Origin of the sequence: Gardnerella vaginalis (assembly GCF_040427915.1) — a bacterium.
In the GTDB taxonomy this organism is placed as follows: domain Bacteria; phylum Actinomycetota; class Actinomycetes; order Actinomycetales; family Bifidobacteriaceae; genus Bifidobacterium; species Bifidobacterium vaginale_C.
On record NZ_JBETXJ010000002.1, the window covers coordinates 741367 to 761944 of the forward strand.

Genomic DNA, 20578 nt, shown 5'->3' on the forward strand with positions numbered 1-20578 from the left:
TTTTACTATATTGATATCGGCATGAAGTCGTGCTGGTTTGAGCAAAGGAGCAATATGAGTTTATGGGATATTGATAAGATCGAATATGTAGGTAGAGCGCAAGGTCCAAAGGAGGGTCTAGCTTTTCACTACTACGATGCAGATAGAGTTGTAGCTGGAAAAAAGATGAAAGATTGGTTGCGCTTTGCTGTTGCATGGTGGCATACTTTCGACCAAACTCTTGTTGATCCATTTGGAACTGGTACAGCTCATAGACCGTATTATGGCAAATATAGTGATCCTATGGATGAGGCTTTAGCTAAAGTCGATTATGCATTTGAGCTTTTCCAGAAATTGTCGGTAGGATATTTCTGCTTCCATGATCGCGACATAGCTCCAGAAGGTGATACTCTTCGTGAAACCAATCGTAATCTCGATCGTGTGGTTGATAAAATTGAAGAGAATATGAAGTCAACAGGTATTAAATTGCTATGGAATACCTCGTCATTGTTTACAAATCCTAGATTTGTGTCTGGCGCTTCAACGTCTCCATTCGCGGATATTTATGCATACTCTGCAGGTCAGCTAAAGCATAGTTTAGAGATTGGCAAACGCTTAGGTGCTGAAAATTATGTATTCTGGGGTGGTCGTGAAGGATACGAAAACCTGTGGAATACACAAATGAAGCGCGAACAAGAACATATGGCAAAATTCTTCCACATGTGCCATGATTATGCGCAGGAAATTGGTTTTGATGCGCAATTCTTGATTGAGCCAAAGGCTAAAGAGCCAACGATGCATCAGTATGATTTTGATGCTTCGACTGCAATCGCGTTCTTGAGAACATATGATTTGATGGATGTATTTAAGCTGAATCTCGAAGGTAATCATGCTAATTTAGCTGGTCATACTTATCAACATGAGATTCGTACTGCTAGAGAAGCAGGTGTTCTTGGATCTTTGGATGCAAACCAAGGTGACAAGCTTATTGGGTGGGATATGGATGAATTCCCAACTGATCTTTATGAAACTTCAACTGTAATGTGGGAAGTTTTGCAAGAAGGGTCGATTGGTCCTCATGGTGGTCTTAATTTTGATGCTAAGCCACGTCGTACGTCTTTTGATGCTGAGGATTTGTTCCGTTCTCATATTGCTGGTATGGATTCATTTGCAGCAGGTTTGTTGGTAGCTGCAAAAATGCATGAAGATAAATTCATTGAGAATTTACAGGCAGATCGTTACTCTTCATATGATTCTGGTATTGGCTTAACTGTAGAAAACGGCACAGCCAGCTTGTCGTCTCTTGAAGAATATGCTTTGGATATTCCTCAAGAAAAGTTGATTGCTGCAACTAAATCTGATCATCTTGAATCAGTGAAGGCAACGATTAACAATTACATTATTGATGCGCTAAGAGAAGGGTGATTCAAACTGTATCTAGTATGACTGAGTAAAAGTATGAATATTTAATAACAAAATATTTGTTAGAGTTATTGCGTCATTCTCTTCCTTCCTCCTAACTTGGCGTGTCGCTCTGATTTTTTCGGGGTGACACGCTTGGTTGTATGTAAGTATTTGAAAAGATATTTTACAATTTGTCGTTATTTACTAAATAATATTCCGTTCAAAGCCGAAAGGGATAATGATGAAAAAGTGGAAAAGATTATTGGTATCGCCGGCGCATTGGCTATGTTGTTGCCATTTGCTGCTTGTGGAGCTCCTTCTACGCGAGGTGGTGCTAGTGGAGCTGCTAATAAGACTGGAAAGATTAGTGTTGGAATTTCTATGCCAGAACAGCAATTGGAACGCTGGCAGATTGATGGCGAGAATCTTAAGAAAGAACTTGAGCATTTTGGCTATAAAGTCACCCTGCAATATGCTGATGGTAAAACTGATTTACAGTCTTCTCAAATTCAGAATATGGCAAATCAAGGTGCAAATTATGTAGTTATTGCATCAATCGATGGAACTGCTACTGGAGCCGCTGCTGAGCTTGCTGAGTCTAATGGTGCAAAAGTTATTGCCTATGATCGCTTGATTATGAACACTGATGCTGTTGATTATTATGCTACATTCTCTTTGACAGATGTTGGTCGTATGCAGGGAGAGTACATTGTAGACAAGCTTGGTCTTAAGGAAGGTAAAAAGGGACCATTTAATGTCGAATTGATGTCTGGATCTCCAACAGATAATAATGCTAGATATTATTATGAAGGTGCTTGGAAAGTGCTAGAGCCTTATTTTAAATCTGGTGTCTTGAAATCTAAGTCCGGCAAAGTTCCAAAGAGTCTTGATGATTGGAAGTCAATAGGTATTGACAATTGGGATAGGCAAAAGGGACAGGCTGAAATGGAAAACCGCATTAATTCCTTCTATAACGATGGTACGAAGTTAGATGCAGTTCTTGCGCCAAATGATGCTATTGCGTTGGGTACTGTCAACGCTGTTGAGTCTGCTGGATGGAATTATTTCCCAATTATTACTGGTCAAGATGCTGAAAAGGCTAATGTTGCCGCAATTGTTCAAGGCAAACAGGCGATGACAGTGTATAAAGATACGCGTAAGCTCGCTAAGGCTACAGCAAAAATGATTAAAGATCTTGTTGATGGTAAGAAGCCAAATACAAAGGATGTCTTTAATAACGGTAATAAGGATGTTACTTCTGTTCTTCTGTCACCAGTATCTGTAGATAAAACAAATGCCAAGAAAGAGCTTGTTGATTCTGGCTATATCTCGGCAGCTGATGCTGGTTTGTGATACTAGTTGAGCACTCGGCTGCTAAACAATTATGTAGCCGAGTGCATTTGATACTGGTTCAGTTGCGACAATATCGTATTTCATTAGGAAAGGAAAAAATCAGTGACTGACAAACAAGATGTCATCCTTGAAATGCGTCATATCGTGAAACGTTTTGGTTCGGTTACAGCGCTTGAAGATGTAACATTGAAAGTTCAACGTGGACAAATATTTTCAATATGTGGAGAGAATGGCGCTGGTAAATCAACGTTGATGAATGTTCTTTCTGGTGTATATCCTCATGGAACATATGAGGGAGACATTATTTATGAAGGTAATGTTTGTAAATTTAAAACGATTCGTGATTCTGAGGCAAAAGGAATTGTTATCATTCATCAAGAGTTAGCTTTAGTTCCGTATATGAGTATTGCTGATAATATTTTCCTCAGCAATAGGATTAAAAAGGGAATTGCTATAGATGATACTGAACAATATCGTATTGCTCGCGAAGTTATGAAAACTGTTGGATTGGATGAAGATCCAAGTAATCTTATTGCTAACATTGGTGTTGGTAAACAACAGCTTGTTGAGATCGCGAAAGCTTTGACGAAAGATGTAAAGCTTTTAATTCTTGATGAACCTACTGCAGCCTTAAATGATGAGGATTCTGCAAATTTGCTTCATCTAATTGATCGTTTGCGTCGTGAGCGTGGTATTACGGCTATTATTATTTCCCATAAACTTAATGAAATAGCTTATATTGCTGATGCTGTACAAGTGATACGTGATGGTAAGACAATTACTCATATTGATGTTGATGATCAGCATCCATTGGATCAAGATGAGTTGATTCGCCATATGGTAGGTCGTCCTCTTACTAATAGGTATCCTGAGCATGTTGCAAAAATTGGTAATGAGGCTTTTCGAATAGAACATTGGAAAGTGCATCATCCGTTAGATGAAAAACGATTAGTTGCCAATGATGTTAGTTTCAATGTGCGTAAGGGTGAGATTGTTGGCTTAGCTGGATTGATTGGTGCAGGACGAACCGAAACTGCGATGAGTGTTTTTGGTCGACAATATGGCACTAATGCATCTGGTAAATTGTACTTAGATGGCAAAGAGGTTAAATTCAATTCTGTTCGTTCTGCAATTGATCATGCTGTGGCATATGCTACAGAAAATCGTAAAGTTTATGGATTGAATTTATTAGCTTCTATTCGAGAAAATACGTCATTAGCTAATTTAAAGTCAGTTAGTAAGCTAGGTGTTATTGATAGACATAAGGAAGCGAAAGTTGCTGAAGAATATCGTCACGATTTTCGTATGAAGTGTAACACTATTGAAATGCCAGTAGGTAATCTTTCAGGCGGTAATCAGCAGAAGGTCGTATTGGCAAAATGGGTGGCAACTCAGCCTAAGCTTCTTATTCTTGATGAGCCTACGCGTGGCATTGATGTAGGCGCTAAGTATGACATTTATGAGATTATCGACAAGTTAGCAGATTCTGGTAGTGCGATAATTGTTATTTCTTCGGAATTGCCAGAATTGCTTGGTATATGTGATCGTATATACACGATGAGTCAAGGCAAAATTACAGCTTGTTTGAATGCTCATGAGACAAATCAAGAAGAATTAATGAAGTATATGACTTGTGATGTTCCATTGGAATATGAGAAGTCATTTACCGTTGAATAGTTCAATCTATCAGATTTTATTAGTAATTAAACTTCGCATCGTTGCGTAGCAAAGAAAGAGGATATTATGTTTGGATCAATATCTGCTTATTCAAAGAAGAAAAATACAGCTATTGGTACTCCTGGATTAAAAGAGCTATTGCTGGGGAATGCTCGTTCTTACGGTATTTATCTTGCTCTCGTTGCTGTTATCATTATTTTCCAAGTGTTGACTGGCAATAGGTTGTTGTATCCAAATAATGTTGTTGCATTATTCCAACAAAATGCATATGTTATGATTACGGCAATCGGTATGCTTATGATTGTTGTTGCTACACATATTGATTTATCTGTTGGATCTGCTGTTGCATTCATTGGTGGCTTAGGTGCTTTTGCTATGAAGCATTGGGGAATGAATTGGATGCTTGCAATCGCTTTCATGCTTTTTATAGGTTTATTAATAGGTGCTTGGCATGGATTCTGGGTAGCGTATGTTGAAGTTCCTGCATTCGTAACCACTTTAGGTGGCATGTTGATCTTTAGAGGTTTGGCAACTGTTGTTGCAGGTGAGTCTATTCCATTACGTTCTCGCGAATTTAGAGCTATTGCAAAAGATTATCTTCCTAATATTTTTGGATTCTGGGGCGGATATGATGGATTAACTATCGTTGTAGGTGCTCTTGCTATTGTAGGTGTAATTGTTGTGCAACTGCGTAAGAGAGCGAAGTCGTTGAAGACTGGATTATTGATTGAGCCACTTTCGTTTACTATTACGAAAATTGTTGTATCTGTTGCAGCTATTGGTTTTATCACTTATTTATTGGCATCTTCTGGAAATTCTCAGCAAGGCGGTATACCAATAGTATTGGTTATTATTGCGGTTCTCGTTGGAGTTTTTTGGTTCGTGCTGAATCGCATGATTTTTGGTCGTGATATTTATGCTGTTGGTGGAAATAGAAAAGCAGCTATTCTTTCTGGCATAAATACTAAATTGGTTGATTTCAAGATTTTCTTAACGATGGGTGTTCTTACAGCAATAGCGTCTGTTGTAACATTGTCCCGACTTGCATCTGCTACCGCTGCAACTGGGCAAGAATTTGAGATGGATGCTATTGCTGCATGCTTCATTGGTGGTGCTGCTGTTTCTGGTGGAACTGGTACGATTCCTGGCGCTATGGTTGGTGCATTAATCATGGGTGTTCTCAATCAGGGCTTGTCTATTATGGGTGCGGATGCCGCTATTGTCAAAACTATTAAAGGTTTGGTGGTTGTTGCTGCTGTTGCCTATGATTTGATTAGCAAGAAGCGCAAAAAGTAATTTTAGTAATTGCAGCTTTAGTAATTATTGTAATTAAATTATTGTAATCAAAATTGTGCATGTATCGTAAGGTGCATGCACTTTTTATATTTTTAAATACACATGCATATATTAAAATGCTCTGTTATATTACATTGAACAATGTGCTATAACAGAGCATTTTCAAATAAATGTCATATTGGAATGTTTATTTTATTTATTTTTCTAAGTTGCGGTAATGTAAATACTTTTTGTATATATCTTCGTTAGGTTCTCCAGACAAAGTTGTTTCTATTTCATTCTGCCAAATAGGTGGATACTCTTTACCTGAAAGAGTCCAAGCTGCTTGTCTTGCAGCACCGATAGCAACATATTCGTCGGTTTTTGGTAAAGTGACATCACTTCCTAATATAGATGGTGCTAATGCTCGTATTGCTGATGATTTTGCACCACCTCCAATTAGTAGAATCTTTTTTACTGTGACTCCTAGTGATTTTATTAATTCCAAACAATCGCGCTGAGAGCATAACAATCCTTCTGTAAAAGCGCGCGCTATGTTAGAAGGTTTTGTGTTTGCTAATGTTAGCCCATATATACTAGCCGTAGAATTTGGTCTATCTGGAGTGCGTTCTCCGTCAAAATATGGTATAAGTGTAATTCCTTGTGCTCCTGGTATGCTTTGTGCTGATAGATTTGCGAATTGTTCGTAGTCGACGCTTAGTGCTTTGCATCCAGCGTCTATTATTCTCGAACCATTAATTGTGCATGCTAATGGAAGCCAGTGTCCAGTGCAGTCGGCAAAACCTGCAACTGCAGTAGTCATATCGTATATTGGTGTTTGACAAACGGCTGCGGCTACTCCTGATGTTCCTAGTGATATAGATACATCTCCAATTCCCATGTTTAAGCCTAAAGCAGCCATAGCGTTATCTGCGCCTCCAGGAGCTATTAAGCATCCTCCGGCCACATTTTTACCTGCTATTTCTGGATCTGCATATGCTCCTATTTCGTTAGGGTTTAAAACTTTAGGTAAAATTACATCGTCTCTACCGAATGCAAGTTTTATCAAATCTCGTCTGTAGTTATTAGTGGTTGAATCAAAGTATCCTGTGCCAGAAGCGTCTGAGCGATCCGTGAAAAGTTTATCAAGTCCAATAGTATCCCTACAAGAATGATTAGAAGTGCTAGATGGACCATATCCTGCAATTCTCCAGCTTAGCCAATCGTGAGGTAAACAAATAGCCGCTACTTTATTTGCTAGTTCAGGTTCATGATTGGCTACCCAAGCAATTTTTGTTACTGTGAATGACGCTACAGGGGATAATCCAACTGCACGAACCCAGTTGCGCTTTCCTTCAAGGGTTTGGCTTTGTTTATCAGTGTTTTGTTCTGATTTACCTTGTAGACTCTCGATTAACTGTGTAGCCTCTGGTGCTGAACGAGTATCATTCCATAGTAGTGCATCTCTAACAATGTTTCCTTGCTTGTCTAGAAGTACCATACCATGTTGTTGACCTCCGACTGACAATGCGCTAACGTCATCTAGTCCTCCAGCTTGTTCTTTTGCTTTTAGGAACGCTTCCCACCATCTATCTGGGTGTATGCTGGTTCCTTCTGGGTGTTTTGCTTGTCCGAAACGTACTAATTTTCCTGTTTCGGCATCTGTAATTCGTATTTTTGTTGATTGAGTTGATGTGTCAATTCCAGCAACAAGTATTTGTGTCATAGTTACTCCTGTGTAGACTGTTATTCTTTTTGACATTTTTATTTTTTCTATTCATCTGAAGGCAATTGCGCAAAAATTGCACTCGCTGATTTGCAATTAGTTAGATGAATGAACTAAAATAAAGTTTAACACGGTTTATGAGAATTTTCCATTAGTCTTGTGGCCTACAGGTTGATTACTTGTGCGTTAGATTTATGTGTCGTATTAGAATTTGTCAAGTAATGAAAGAGGTAGCATGTCAGCTTTACGAAGTATAAATCAGGATGATTTGCGCAATCATAATTTGTCTGTTGTTTTAGACACTATTTTGCGCTCTGTAGAGCCTATGACTCGTGCGGAATTGGCTCGCGCAACTGGTTTAACCAAGGCTACAATATCTTTGCTTGTGCAAATACTTATATCTAGTAAGGTTCTTCATGAGGCAGATAGCGTTTCTGTGCATTATGGTCGTCCTGGTACGTCACTGGCTGTGAGCGTTGGAAGTTTTTGTGCTTTTGGATTACAAATAAATACTGATGGTTATGGTTTTGCTGCTGTTGATGTAAATGGTGATGTTATTGACGAGCAATGGGTTGATTGTGATATGGATCAGCTCACCGCTAATGAAGTTTTTGATAATTTAAATAATATTGTGCTTGATAGTGAAACAAAAGCTAGAGAATTAGGGTATGTTATACTCGGCGGTGCATTAGCTTTGCCTGGTGTTGTGATTGATGGATCTATCTTGTTGGCGTCGCCGAATTTAGGATGGAAAAACCTTAATCTTGGACAATATGAGCTTGTTAAGAGGCTTAATGTGTTTGCTGCAAATGAAGCTAATCTTGCGGCTATAGCGCAGATTCCTGGTTTCGCTACGCAGCGTAAAAACGATAGCATTATGAAGCCTTCGGATTCTTTTATCTACATATCAACAGATATTGGTATTGGTGGTGCTGTTGTTAGAGATGGGCATGTTGTTTATGGTGAAAATGGTTTTGCTGGAGAAATAGGTCATGTGTCTGTGTCTTTAGATGGTCCTATTTGTAGGTGTGGAAGACGCGGATGTTTGGAAGCATTTGCTGGCAGGAGAGCATTGGTTGAAACTGCTCGCATTGCTAGTGGGTGTGATGCAACAAAAATTGAAGCTGTAAATGTTTTACTTGAACGTTGGAAATCTGGTGATGAGATAGTCGTTAGCGCTGTCGATAAAGCAGTAGAAGCTTTAGTATCTGTAATTGGGTCTGCTGTTAATCTACTGGATATTAATACGGTTATTTTAGGTGGCATTTGGCAGCGATTTGGTGTTGGTCTTACGCAAAGAATTAGTAAAGAACTTACTTCTGAAGTATTATGCAGCGAAGCTGTGAATGTTAGAGTATTAATGTCAGAAGTTGGTGGAAGGTCTGCATTGCTTGGAGCAGCACAAGTCGCGCTTCGAAGGTTTATTGATAAACCATTGGACTACATTGAGCAATCAAACATTGATGAATAAAGTGAGAATTCATAATTTTATACCTTTTATCGTAGTCATCTTGCTTTTATCATAATTTTCTCGTTTTTATTATAAGCGTTGTGTTATTTGTAGTTGCGTAGTTGTGTAGTTGTGTAGTTGCGTCTGAATAGATATTGTTGTGTAACTTTAATAGCAATAACTATTGCTGTGTGGTATATGACACGCCGATTAAATGCAAACCTTAAAAAAACCTGAAAGAATCTTAAAAAAAGTCTATATACGGCGTGTCTTGGATATTTTTCTGTTTTCAAATATGATTAGTCGTAATTTTTACGTTTTATTGGGTATATTATTGTGATTTTTCAGAAAAACTTCAAAACAAACCTGAATGTAAGCTGAATGTTTTGGTTGATTTTTGTTAAAGCATGTTGTATCTTTTGAATCAGCAACCAGTGAATCCCTAGTTCAACTGGTGCTACGCGGGAAACCGCATAAGGCAAATTCTTTTTCGTGTTCCTAGCACGGAGGAGAAGAAGAAAGGAAATTAAAATGATGAATAAGAAGGCTATCGCCGCTTTCGCTGCTGGCGCTACTTTGCTTGCCGGCTTCGCAATGGCCACCCCAGCATTCGCTGCTGAGCCACAAGCTCCTAAGAAGGAAGAGTGCAAGCCAGCTGATGCTGCTAAGCTCGCTGAGCTTAAGAAGGCTGTTCATGATGCTGAGCGTAAGGCAACCAAGGCTGGCTATGATGCTGAAGATGCTCAGGATGCTTATGATAAGGCTGTTGCTCAGTCTAAAGCTGAAGAGACTGTAGTAAAGAATTATAATGAAACTCTTAAGCAGGTAAAGACTGCTCTTAAGAATAAGACTACTGCTGATGGTGGTACTGATCAGGAAGCTAAAGATAAAGCAGCTCTAGCTCTTACTCAGGCTAAGAAGGCTCATGATGCTAGCAAGAAAGCTATCGAAGATTACAATGCTACTGTAACTGATCCTAAGCTTGCAACTTACAAGGTGGCTGATGCTCTTGTTGCAGGTGATGCTGTAGCCGATGGCACTGCAGAGTTGACTTTCGCTACTGCAAAGCGTGGTGCTCTTCTTGAGGCTAAGGCTAAGAAGACTGATGCTGATAATGAGTTGAAGGAAGCTCAGGCTGCTCTTGCTAAGGCTCAGTGCACCCCAGCTCCAGCTCCACAGCCAGGCCCACAGAATCCACCTGTTACCCCAGCTCAGCCAGGTTCTAAGACTGAGGCTATTAAGAATGTTCTTGCTAAGAAGGTAGATGTTGATGCTGCTGAGCACAACTTCGCTGAGAAGAAGGAAGCTTACGCTAAGGCTGCTGCTACTTTGACTGCTGCTAAGGCTGAGCTTGATGCTGCTGAGCATGATAAGGCTGTTGCTGCTCAGAATTTGTCTGATTTTGAGGCTTCTGGCGTGAATGATTCTGCTAAGTTGAAGAGCTTGAAAGAGGCTGTTGCTCGTGCTGATGCTCATGTAGTTCGTACTACTACTGCTTTCAACAAGGCTTTAGCTGATTTCAATGATGCTAAGACTGCTGATTTGGCTGCTCAGGCTGCTTACAATGCTGCTAAGGATGCTTATGATGAGGCTTACAATGCTGCTATCAAGCTTGGTGTGAATCCTGCTTTGCTTCCTTCTGTGACTGCTATTGACCCATTGTCTCCTGCTTTCCCACAGCTTGCTCAGGCTCAGAAGATTTATGCTGATGCTTTGGCTGGTAAGTTCGGTGCTGCTGCTCAGAAGGCTGTTCAGAAGGCTGAGGCTAAGGCTCAGGCTGCTGCTCCAGCCGCTGCTGGTGCTGCTGCTGGTAAGGCTGGTGCTGCTAAGGGTGAGCTTGCTAAGGGCGGTAATGGTCATGGTAAGGCTGGCGAGAAGCTTGGTAATGCTGGTGTTGGTGTTGCTTTGACTGCTTTGGCTGCTTCTATGCTTGCTGGTATGGGTGCTGCTGTTCGCAAGATGCGTCACTAAGCACTACCTACTTGGCTTTATTAAACTAAGAGCGTATGCTTCTGTAGTAGAGCTGAGTAAGTTGCAACTTTCAGTGGTTTAGTTTTACTAAGCCACTCGGGGGCTGGGTTCTCTCAGCCCCCATTTTTATATCTAAAATAAATTACTTATTGAATCGAGGCGACGTTGCCTATGTGTAGTAAAACTGTAAACGATACTTCATATTCGTCTAATAAGAATGATTTGTATAAGAATATTATTAAGAAAATTACTGCTTATTTTAAAAATCATATAATAACAATAATATGTGTTCTAGGTATTATAGTTACTGTACTTTTATCTACTTTTATCATATTAATAATATTTACACATAATTTTGAACTTTCTAAGTGTGCGGCTTTTTCATTAATTTTATTGCTGGTATCTGCTTTTATTATAAATTTATTATTCAAGGATTGTTATATACGTGGCTTTACAATTAGTCTTAGTGCGTATATATGTTCTATTGCGTATATGAGTATGTTGAATGATACTATCCAACATACTCCTATCATTGGGGATTTTATTGCTATATTAGTTGCTGCCATTTATTTTGCAATAACATGTTCTCTTATATACAGATTTTTCCAAATTTTTTTGAAAGAAAATACAAAATTAATATTCCCCGTAATTGCTTTATTTGTATTTTTTGCAATATTAGATAATAGCAACTGGGAGATTGCGGTTCTAGCAGTAGCTGTTGTGACATTTGTACTTGAACCTAAGAATTTAAATATTCTATTTAAAAAAGTCTTTCATAAAAAAATAAAATGTGGTAAAAAAACGCTTGTTGTATTAAGGATTTGTGTTCTGTTGCTGCAAGTATTAGTTTATTTATCAATGGAGTTATCTAAACTTTTAGGAAAATTTGTAGAAAATTGTTCTTATACCTGTATATCTGATGGATGGCTTGCATTTTTTAGAATTCTTATCTTTGTAGTTCTTTCTACTGTAATGATGCATTTATTGAAAACTAAAAAAGATAAGATCTGCTATTTATTAGAAAAAATAATTGACCGTGTAGATAAATACTGCAAATAGATGCAGAAGAACAATTGGATCAAAGTGTATCAAATTGTTCGCAGAATGAAAATATATCAAAAGAGGTTCAGGTGAGTGATATGAATAATGATTTAAAAGTAATATAATGAAAATTAAAATTTTCATTATATTACTTTTATAGTAAAGGCTATTAGTAAAGTGTAATACAGTAGAATTATTGGAAATTTAGTGATTTTCTTTATCATATAGAAAAACTATTATATTCTACGTATTACACCTTTTAATTTATAGCTTAAATTTACGTTGTTGATTCTGATAGCCCGCGTTTGTTTATTTTTGCCCGCGTTTGTTCCCATTTTTGGTGGTTTGGTAAACAAACGCGGGGAAGTGTTCTTGGTTTTGTAGTTGGATTGTAGTTCTTTAATATGCAACAATTTTATATGTCCATTTTTCTTTAATTGAGTAATGTGTAAGCAAATTAATACGTTATATTTTGTTTATTATAAATTCAGATTATTCTGTAAATCTTAGGTATGATTTACACTTACTTCTAAAACCATTCAGAACTTTAATTTCATATTGTATAAAACGATTATTTAAGGAAATATATTATGTCTGCTGAATCACGCAGATCAACTTTACGCGATGTTGCTAAACTTGCTAATGTTTCGATGGCCACAGTTTCTAATTATCTTAATGACTATCCGTTTATGAAGTCTACAACGAAACAAAAGATTCAGAATGCAATTGAAGAATTGAACTATTCTGCTAATCAGCAAGCTCGTAATTTACGTCGTGGTCATACAGGATTGATTTCATTATCAATACCAGATCTTACGCAGATATATTTTGCTGAATTGGCTGAGGAAATAATTAAAGCTGCTCGAGAATATGGTTATCGAATAATAGTCGAATCTACTGGAAATGATCGTGAGCATGAAATTAATTCCATCAAGGCTATGTCGCGTAATATGACAGATGGATTAATACTGAGCCCAACATGTATGACATCGATTGATGTTGATGAGCTTAAAGGTAACTATCCTTTGGTGATATTGGGTGAGCGTATTTTTAATGCCCCAGCTCCGCATGTGGTAATAGCCAATGATGCTGGTGCTATGGAGGCTACTAATCATCTTATAAATTCAGGATGTCGTACTATAGCCGTAGTGGGTGGAACGCTAGATGAAGTTATACCATCTTCGCGTTCAATGCGCACTAAGGGATATATGATGGCCTTGGCTGATCATGGAATAGCATTTGATCCGTTAATGATTCGTGAATGTGGTGATTGGACTAGTGAAGAAGGTGCAAAAGCTGTGCGTGATATGTATTCACAAGGAATAAGGCCAGATGGTATTTTTGCTTTGAATGATTTATTAGCATTGGGTGTAGTGAGTCAGTTGCGTGAGATGAGAGTGAGTATTCCTGAAAGTGTTCGTGTGGTTGGTTTTGATGATATAGATGAGGCAAAGTACACAATCCCATCTTTGACAAGTGTAAACCCATGTCGTAAACAGATTGCTAAATTGTCAGTTAAATCCATTGTAGATCAAGTTGTATCAGGCGGACGTTTTTCTCGACAGCGTATTGATGTTGATTGTTGTCTTGTGTGTCGTAAATCTTCTCCAAGTATTTAACGCGCGTATCCGTAGTAGAGAGTTATATTATATATTTCAATAATTCATTTTTAATATTATTTATTATGTATTGACAAAATTTTGAATTATCCTATACTTAAGATAAGTAAATAAAAACTGAATCGTTTCAGAAACAAGATATGAAAACAGCGATATGGGTAAGATATTTGCAGCAGTAACTTTGTTACTGTAGATGTTTTGCGCTTATTGATTGCTTTTTCATTAATTATTGCAAGTTTTTGTTCAATAAATCTGAAACGATACAGAAATTTACTGAACACCAACGGAGGTTTCTCATGATGTCAGCAATGGAAAACTGCACGACTAAAGGCTCTATAGATGATACTGCTGTTCATCGTAACGACTTGTCTAAAATGATGATGAAAAATAGTGGGAATAATATTGGCTCTTGGAAAACTAAGATTCGTCCATACTTATTCATAGCTCCATTGGTTATCCTTTCAGGTTTCTTTATCTATTATTGCATAGGTTTTACAATTGCAACTTCATTCACTGACTGGGATGGTATTTCAAAGGAGATGGATTTTATTGGTTTAAAAAACTATATTAAGTTGCTTGTTCCAAATTCTATTTTCTGGATAGCGTTAAAAAACAATATAATATTTATGGTAGTTACTGTGTTCATCCAGGCTGCACTAGGTTTGCTTCTTGCTGTTATTCTCAAGGAACGTTTACGAGGATCTAGTTTATTTAAAGCAGTTTTCTTTATGCCAATTGCGATGGCTCCTGTTATTATTGCTGCTATTTTTCGAATAATTATGGATACTAATGTAGGTGCTATTAATGAAGCATTGCGTTTTCTACATCTTGGTTTCTTGTCGCAAAGTTGGTTGGGTAATCCACGTATAGCACTTTATTCTATATGCGCTATCAATATATTTGAGTGGATGGGCTTTTCAATGATTATTTATTACGCAGGTCTTATGTCAATTCCTGATGATATTTACGAGGCAGCTAAAATCGATGGATGTGGTTTTTGGAATACTCTTTTTAGAATAACTATTCCAAATCTTTCTGGAACTACTAACACTTTGATTCTTTTAGGCATTGTAGGTTCTCTTAAAACTTTTGATATTGTTATTCAAACCACTGGTGGAGGTCCTAGCCGTTCTACTGAATTCCTAAACACTTACCTATATAAGACAGGTGTTCAACAGTTTAATGGGGGTCTCTCTGCATCTATTGGAGTAATGATTTTGATTATTTCTGTTGTTCTATCAATAATTCAAGTTGTTGTTAATGATCGATCTAACAGATGATTAAGGAAAGGATATTACAATGAAACGTAAAGTAAGCACGACCGCTATTATGTATGTTGTACTTGTATTCTTTCTTTTGATTTGGCTTTTTCCAATTGCTACTGCAATATCTAAATCTCTTAACTTCAACGGTTTTAAAAGTTACGAGTCAGTAATAACTAATGAAAATGTACATTATTTCAAAGTAGTATTTAATTCATTCCTCATATCTATATCTACTGTCGTAATAGTTGTATTTATAACATCGCTTGCGGGTTTTGCTTTTTCAAAAATGAAATTCACTGGAAGAAAAGTTATTTATATATTAATGCTCGCTTGCATGGCTGTTCCAATTGCTTCGGTAACAATGCCATTATTCTTCACAATAAAAACTTTTGGACTGATCAATACGTATATTGGTATGATTATTCCACTTGTTGCATTTAATGCTTTGCAAATGCTTTTGCTATGGAAAAATTATTTTGATTGTATACCTAACGAAATCATTGAAGCCGCGAGAGTAGATGGTTGTTCTACTTGGAGTATTTATTCACGCATACTTATACCAATTTCCACGCCTATGGTCGCTACTACTGGAGTTCTAACATTTGTATATAGCTGGAATGAGTATTTAATTCCTCTGTTACTTATACGAGATGAAAGTAAGTACACTGTCACTCTGGCATCAACATATTTTATGGAAACAAGAAGTCAAACTCCAGAGATGATTTCACAAGAATATGCTGCATTGATTCTTATGACAATACCGTCAGTAATTGTTTACATGATTAGTCAAAAATGGCTTCAGTCTGGTATTACTGCTGGAGCAGTAAAGAACTAAGCAAAAATGTATAGGAGTAATACGATGAGTTCATTAAATGTAGGATACGTTGATATTAGCAATAATGTGAATTCAAGTGCATTACATAATGAGTGCAATTCCGATTTTTGCTTAAACATGTTGTTGACTGAAAAACACTATAGTAATCCAGTTCAGTATTCTGATGGTGAGAAACATACTGCTCCTGATCCATTTGTAATTCGATATCGTAATTTGTACTATTGCTATGCTACTGACAAAAATGGTGTTTTAGTTTCAACATCTACAAACATGGTTCGGTGGGTATCACATGGTTATTGTTACACAGAAAATAATAGAAAGAATTTTTGGGCACCTTCTGTAATTTTGATTAATGGTATTTTTTATATGTATTTTTCAAATATGCCACAGTGTGAAAATGATACTCATACAGAAATTATGCGGGTTGCTGTAAGTAAAAATCCTCTTGGTCCATTTGAAAAGAAAGCTGAACTATTTGATACATTCGCTATTGATTCACAGGTTGTTGTTGGAGATGATAATCAGTTATATATGCTGTATGCGGATAATCAGGCATGTGGTTTATCTAATTTACGACCTGGTACTTCTGTGATGATTGACAGAATGGTAAGTCCATACAAGCGAGAAGGATCTCCGAAGCCATTGATTTTACCTACAATGGATGAAGAAATTTTTGCTCGTAATCGTTTTGGAGATGGGAGAGATTGGCATACGGTAGAAGGTGCTACATACTTTACTTTCCGAGACAAAGGTTTTATCACCTATTCTGCCAATGCTTATGAACATGAAGATTATTTTGTTGGGTATTCAGTTGCTACATTACCTAAGGTTCCTTCTGATAGGCGCATAGACAAGCTTTCATGGGTAAAGCAATGTAATAATGGTCATTTTGATCCACTTATTATACGTTCTGATAAAGTTGAAGGTACTGGTCATAACTCTATAGTAAAAGCACCAAATGGGGTTGATGATTGGCTGGTTTATCATGGCCGTGATGCTTCAGATGAATTGCATGATGGTACTGAGAAACGTGTTATGCGTATAGATCCTCTATACTATTCAGAGGGATTGCTCGATACTACTGGACCTTCAAATTGCGTATGTGATGCTCCTTTATCTGCTGATGTATGCACTGATTTTACTAATGGAATTCCATCGGATTGGAATATCATATCTGGTTCTGCACATGTTTTGGAAATTGATGGACAACCTTCTATATCTTCTTGTGATCGTGATGGTTTTTTGGCGATTTCTCCTCTTATTTCTTCAACGTTAACTATTAGTTTGTGGGTGAAGGGTGGTAATGGTCCGTTAGGATCTAGATTTGGCTTAATCCCTCGTTATTTTGATAACAATAATTACACTTACGTTCTGGTTGATGTTGGATTGCATTGTTTGCAAGTGATAGATAGTGTATCTGGAATAGTCAGACAGATAAATACTATGTTGCCTTCTGACATAAATTTATCTTATTGGCATGAGCTAGTTATATCACGTGAATATGGAATTTTGGAAGCTCGCTTTGATGGTCGTTATGTAGCGAAGATAAGTGATATTAGCTCAGAACAAGGATTTTGTGGTGTAATTGTAAAAGATAATGATTCTACAATTTCGTCTTTCTCTGCTGTAAATCATGTTAATTTATGGGGAAAGTCTTTATGCAATATTGTGAATGAGATTAATGTTGTCGATCGTTTTCGTCTTACAAGCAACGAGGTGGAACCGTTTAATGTTACTTCATCGCGAATGAGATTACGCAATTTGCTTAATGGTAACCGTTGTGTAATAGACTTTGCGCTTACTAATGATCGCTCGGAGTCAATAATTAATATAGGCGAATACAGCTTAGTGGTATGTGTGAATTGTATTGATTTGTTGCGTGATGGAAAATCTATTATAGCCTGTGAAGAACCGTTGAGATTGCACCTGCAAGATGATGCAAGAAGAGATATTAGAGGACGAGTATTGAGGACTGTGCGCCTTGCTGCTTCTGATAGGATGCTTTTTGTTCATGTGCGTAATCATAGTTGGCGATTGCCATTTATTGGAAACAAAGTAGTAGATATTACCCTTAGCGAAGCTTCCATCACTGGATATACTCGTACCTCATTAGGTATTTCATTTGATAAATCCATAGAACGCGTAGAGAAAGGAGTGTGAAAAACTGAATAAATTGCACTATAATCTTGGCAATTTGTCAGGGTTGAGTAGAAATCACAAAGAAGTGAAAACTATTGCGTTGATGAAAGACGCTAATAAAACAAGGAGAATACTATGTTTAAAAAGAATAAGATTATTGCAGCTTTAGGAGCAGTTGCCATGTCAATTGGACTCTTTGCTGGATGCGGTTCAAGTTCTGCTAGTAAATCTGATGAGGGGTTAGGAACAATTGATAAGCCTATCACTTTGACATTTTGGACATGGCAGCCTACTGATGCTCAATGGAAGAGAATTTATTCTGTTTTTAATAAGAAATATCCGAATATTAAAATCAAGTGGTGGCGTACCTCTGAAATGTCTGATTATCAGAAAAAACTACAAACAGCTATGGCAGGAGGAGATGGTCCAGATATATTCGGAGTACAGGCTGGGTCTACTGTTGAACAATATGGTCGTTTTGCTGCGGATATGAAAAAGCTCGCTAACAAGTACATGCCAGAATGGGATTCTAAAGTTTCTAAAGGAGCTGTTGAACAAACAACCAATATGAGCGGAAAAATGGTTGCAATGCCTACAATCACGTCTGGATCTGAGTATATTTTATACAATAAAACTCTTCTTGACGAGAATGGTGTTAAGGTTCCTCATTCATACAATGAACTGTTGGAAGCAAATAAAATTCTTACATCCAAAGGATTAATGCCTCTTGCTCTTGGTGCTAAAGATGGGTGGCATCTTGATGACATTTTTGTATGGCTGTCAAATCAGTATGGAGAGGGTGACGTATATTCTGCAGCAGCTGGAAAGAAATCTTTCACTGACAAAACTTTTGTTAAAACCATGAAGGCTTGGAAAAAGATGATCGCTGATGGATTGTTCCAAGATGGTGCTGTAGGAACATCCACATATCCAGATGCTCGTGATAATTATTTCTATGCTCGTAAAACCGCATTTTTCCCTACGGGTTCTTGGCATGTTTCTGCTGTTTTACCAAATGAAGAGACTAAGGGAACTGCAATTGAGAAAGATGAATTAGGTATGATTGAATTTCCTGCAATAGGAAATAAAAATTCTGGTTCTACTACTGGTGTTGACTTCGGTTTGTGTGTTAACAAAGACTCCAAAAAGAAGGAAGCTGCAATGAAATTCATTGAGTTTATGACTATTGGTGATGGACAACAGGAGTGGATTAACACTTTGCAAGGCGCTCCAGTAGATAAAGACATGAAAGTCAAAATTCCAGATGATGCGACACAATCAGCTAAGATTTCCATTGATCTTGTTACCGAAGGTCAGGCTCGTTCAAAACTTGCTCGCAAGTTAGCTTATCAGGAGATTAATGACGAAATTGCAGTGCAAATGCAGAAAATCTATACAGGAGACGCTACTGTAGAATCTGCGTTGAAAGCAATTCAGACAGTAAGTGAGAGTGTTAGTCGGTAAATTCTGATTTCATTTTATATATTTTCAAATTGTAAGGCGCTTTCATCAATATGTAATGTGGCGCCTTACATGTTTTAAAATAAATGTGAAATAGTTGGTAATATACATATTGAAAGATATGTTGTTCATTGCATAATCTTTATTTTGTCATTTGTGCGTATAGCCGTACCTGAGATAAAATAGTTCAAGAAAGCATAATAGGTGTTATTTTCTATTTCCTACAAAATCGATGAATTTTCCTATAGCATATGAATAGTTAGGATATGCGTCGTACAGTTGTTCATTGTTTTTTGCATACACAAGAACCCTATTGATATCTCTGACTTTTGTATTTACTGTAATTCTGTTATTGATCGATGAATCTTTTTGATTCTTATCTTTTTTCTGTGAATCATCATTATTCACGCCATATTTTTTCTTATATCTAATATTATTTTCACTATTGTTGTAGTCTTCTATCGCTTCATCTGTTAGATCAATTGTGTATGAGTATACACTCAGTTCCTGTGTTTCGCGAGAAAATTCTAGCAAATATAGTCTTTTTTCACTTATGTCAAAGCTTCCATGGATTTTAATAGAAATACTTTCTTGTACTAATGTAAGATCTTCAATGATTTCCCTAAAATCAGGTTTTTCTAATTCTGCATTTATTGATTCAATAGTCTTATTTGACGTGCTGTTTTTATATTCTCTTGCAATAACTAATTCAGATATTAATTTGAAGAATTTTAAGCAGGATTTTATACGACGCGTATTGTCACATGCAGACAAAGTAGGATTCTTATATTCTACGCCATCAATTTCTCCCATTGCTTCTACAGCAGTAGACCAATAATGTTGTAGCCTAGTTCGTATTTGTAGTTCAATCCTATACGTTCTGCTTTCTTCTCCATAAGAGCAGAGTTGATTTATTATTACGTGCAAGGATCTATAGCCAGATGATTCAGGCTCTTTTATATAGTCCTTTATGGTTTTAATACCTATGTATCCTGATTGTTTAAGACCAATAATTTCATTGTAGATTTTATATACTTCGTCTACAGAATCAACTATCACTCTGCACCCTACTATATCGTCTATTTCTCCTAATTTAAAATGATTATTATTGCGATTCAATTTATTAAGTATTGACTCTTTACGTTTAAGACGATAGGTTGCAATTGAGTTTGGGTATTTATTTGTAATCTCAAGAAGTTTTTTGAAAAAGATTTTAGCAGGATTTTCATGCTGTTTACGCCATGCGTCAAGAATTGATATTGCATCATAATACTCATCTGAAATTTTGCCAGTTTTGAGTATTTTTCCTGCTCTATTTGCTTGGCTTCTGCTAATTGTCATTACAATAGTATACTATAAAATATTCGCTGTTTAAAGAGGAGG

Annotated in this window: 14 protein-coding genes; 12 read left to right on the top strand and 2 right to left on the bottom strand. The window is 37.0% G+C overall.

Going from position 1 to position 20578, the window contains the following annotated elements; translation table 11 throughout:
• Positions 1-54: 54 nt before the first annotated feature.
• The 4 genes from xylA to mmsB all read left to right on the top strand — a co-directional run bounded on the left by xylA (position 55) and on the right by mmsB (position 5709).
• The gene (gene xylA / locus ABVC65_RS03140) at positions 55-1404 is read left to right on the top strand and encodes a xylose isomerase (RefSeq protein WP_004120995.1); all 1350 of its coding nucleotides are present in this window, start codon (positions 55-57) and stop codon (positions 1402-1404) included.
• 228 nt (positions 1405-1632) lie between these two features.
• Positions 1633-2736 (top strand): substrate-binding domain-containing protein, encoded by a 1104-nt coding sequence (locus ABVC65_RS03145; RefSeq protein WP_435528273.1) that lies wholly within the window; start codon positions 1633-1635, stop codon positions 2734-2736.
• Positions 2737-2868: 132 nt separating this feature from the next.
• Positions 2869-4413 (top strand): sugar ABC transporter ATP-binding protein, encoded by a 1545-nt coding sequence (locus ABVC65_RS03150; RefSeq protein WP_353582916.1) that lies wholly within the window; start codon positions 2869-2871, stop codon positions 4411-4413.
• 66 nt (positions 4414-4479) lie between these two features.
• Positions 4480-5709 (top strand): multiple monosaccharide ABC transporter permease, encoded by a 1230-nt coding sequence (mmsB, locus tag ABVC65_RS03155; protein ID WP_004120989.1) that lies wholly within the window; start codon positions 4480-4482, stop codon positions 5707-5709.
• Positions 5710-5905: 196 nt separating this feature from the next.
• Here the strand turns inward: mmsB and ABVC65_RS03160 are convergent, their stop codons facing one another.
• Positions 5906-7414, bottom strand: coding sequence for a xylulokinase (locus tag ABVC65_RS03160; protein WP_004120974.1), 1509 nt, complete (start codon positions 7412-7414; stop codon positions 5906-5908).
• Between the two features lie 235 nt (positions 7415-7649).
• Here ABVC65_RS03160 and ABVC65_RS03165 point away from each other — a divergent pair, with 235 nt between their 5' ends.
• The 8 genes from ABVC65_RS03165 to ABVC65_RS03200 all read left to right on the top strand — a co-directional run bounded on the left by ABVC65_RS03165 (position 7650) and on the right by ABVC65_RS03200 (position 19198).
• A complete protein-coding gene (locus ABVC65_RS03165; RefSeq protein ID WP_353582572.1) occupies positions 7650-8885 on the top strand; it encodes an ROK family transcriptional regulator in 1236 nt (411 codons plus the stop codon).
• 510 nt (positions 8886-9395) lie between these two features.
• Complete coding sequence (locus tag ABVC65_RS03170; RefSeq protein WP_353582573.1) at positions 9396-10835, top strand: hypothetical protein; 1440 nt, start codon at positions 9396-9398, stop codon at positions 10833-10835.
• Between the two features lie 171 nt (positions 10836-11006).
• A complete protein-coding gene (locus tag ABVC65_RS03175) occupies positions 11007-11894 on the top strand; it encodes a hypothetical protein (protein ID WP_353582574.1) in 888 nt (295 codons plus the stop codon).
• A gap of 572 nt (positions 11895-12466) precedes the next feature.
• Positions 12467-13495 (top strand): LacI family DNA-binding transcriptional regulator, encoded by a 1029-nt coding sequence (locus ABVC65_RS03180; RefSeq protein ID WP_004123800.1) that lies wholly within the window; start codon positions 12467-12469, stop codon positions 13493-13495.
• A 296-nt stretch (positions 13496-13791) separates the two neighbouring features.
• On the top strand, positions 13792-14775 hold the full coding sequence (locus tag ABVC65_RS03185; RefSeq protein WP_353582575.1) for a carbohydrate ABC transporter permease: 984 nt from the start codon (positions 13792-13794) through the stop codon (positions 14773-14775).
• Positions 14776-14794: 19 nt separating this feature from the next.
• Entirely contained in the window at positions 14795-15595 is an 801-nt protein-coding gene (locus ABVC65_RS03190; RefSeq protein ID WP_004116594.1) for a carbohydrate ABC transporter permease, read from the top strand.
• Between the two features lie 24 nt (positions 15596-15619).
• Positions 15620-17755: a glycoside hydrolase family 43 protein gene (locus tag ABVC65_RS03195; RefSeq protein WP_353582576.1), complete on the top strand. Its 2136-nt coding sequence runs from the start codon at positions 15620-15622 to the stop codon at positions 17753-17755.
• Between the two features lie 114 nt (positions 17756-17869).
• On the top strand, positions 17870-19198 hold the full coding sequence (locus ABVC65_RS03200) for an ABC transporter substrate-binding protein (RefSeq protein WP_353582577.1): 1329 nt from the start codon (positions 17870-17872) through the stop codon (positions 19196-19198).
• Positions 19199-19402: 204 nt separating this feature from the next.
• On the opposite strand, the gene ABVC65_RS03205 is transcribed toward ABVC65_RS03200, so the two are convergent.
• Complete coding sequence (locus ABVC65_RS03205; RefSeq protein WP_353582578.1) at positions 19403-20536, bottom strand: RelA/SpoT domain-containing protein; 1134 nt, start codon at positions 20534-20536, stop codon at positions 19403-19405.
• Between the last annotated feature and the right edge of the window lie 42 nt (positions 20537-20578).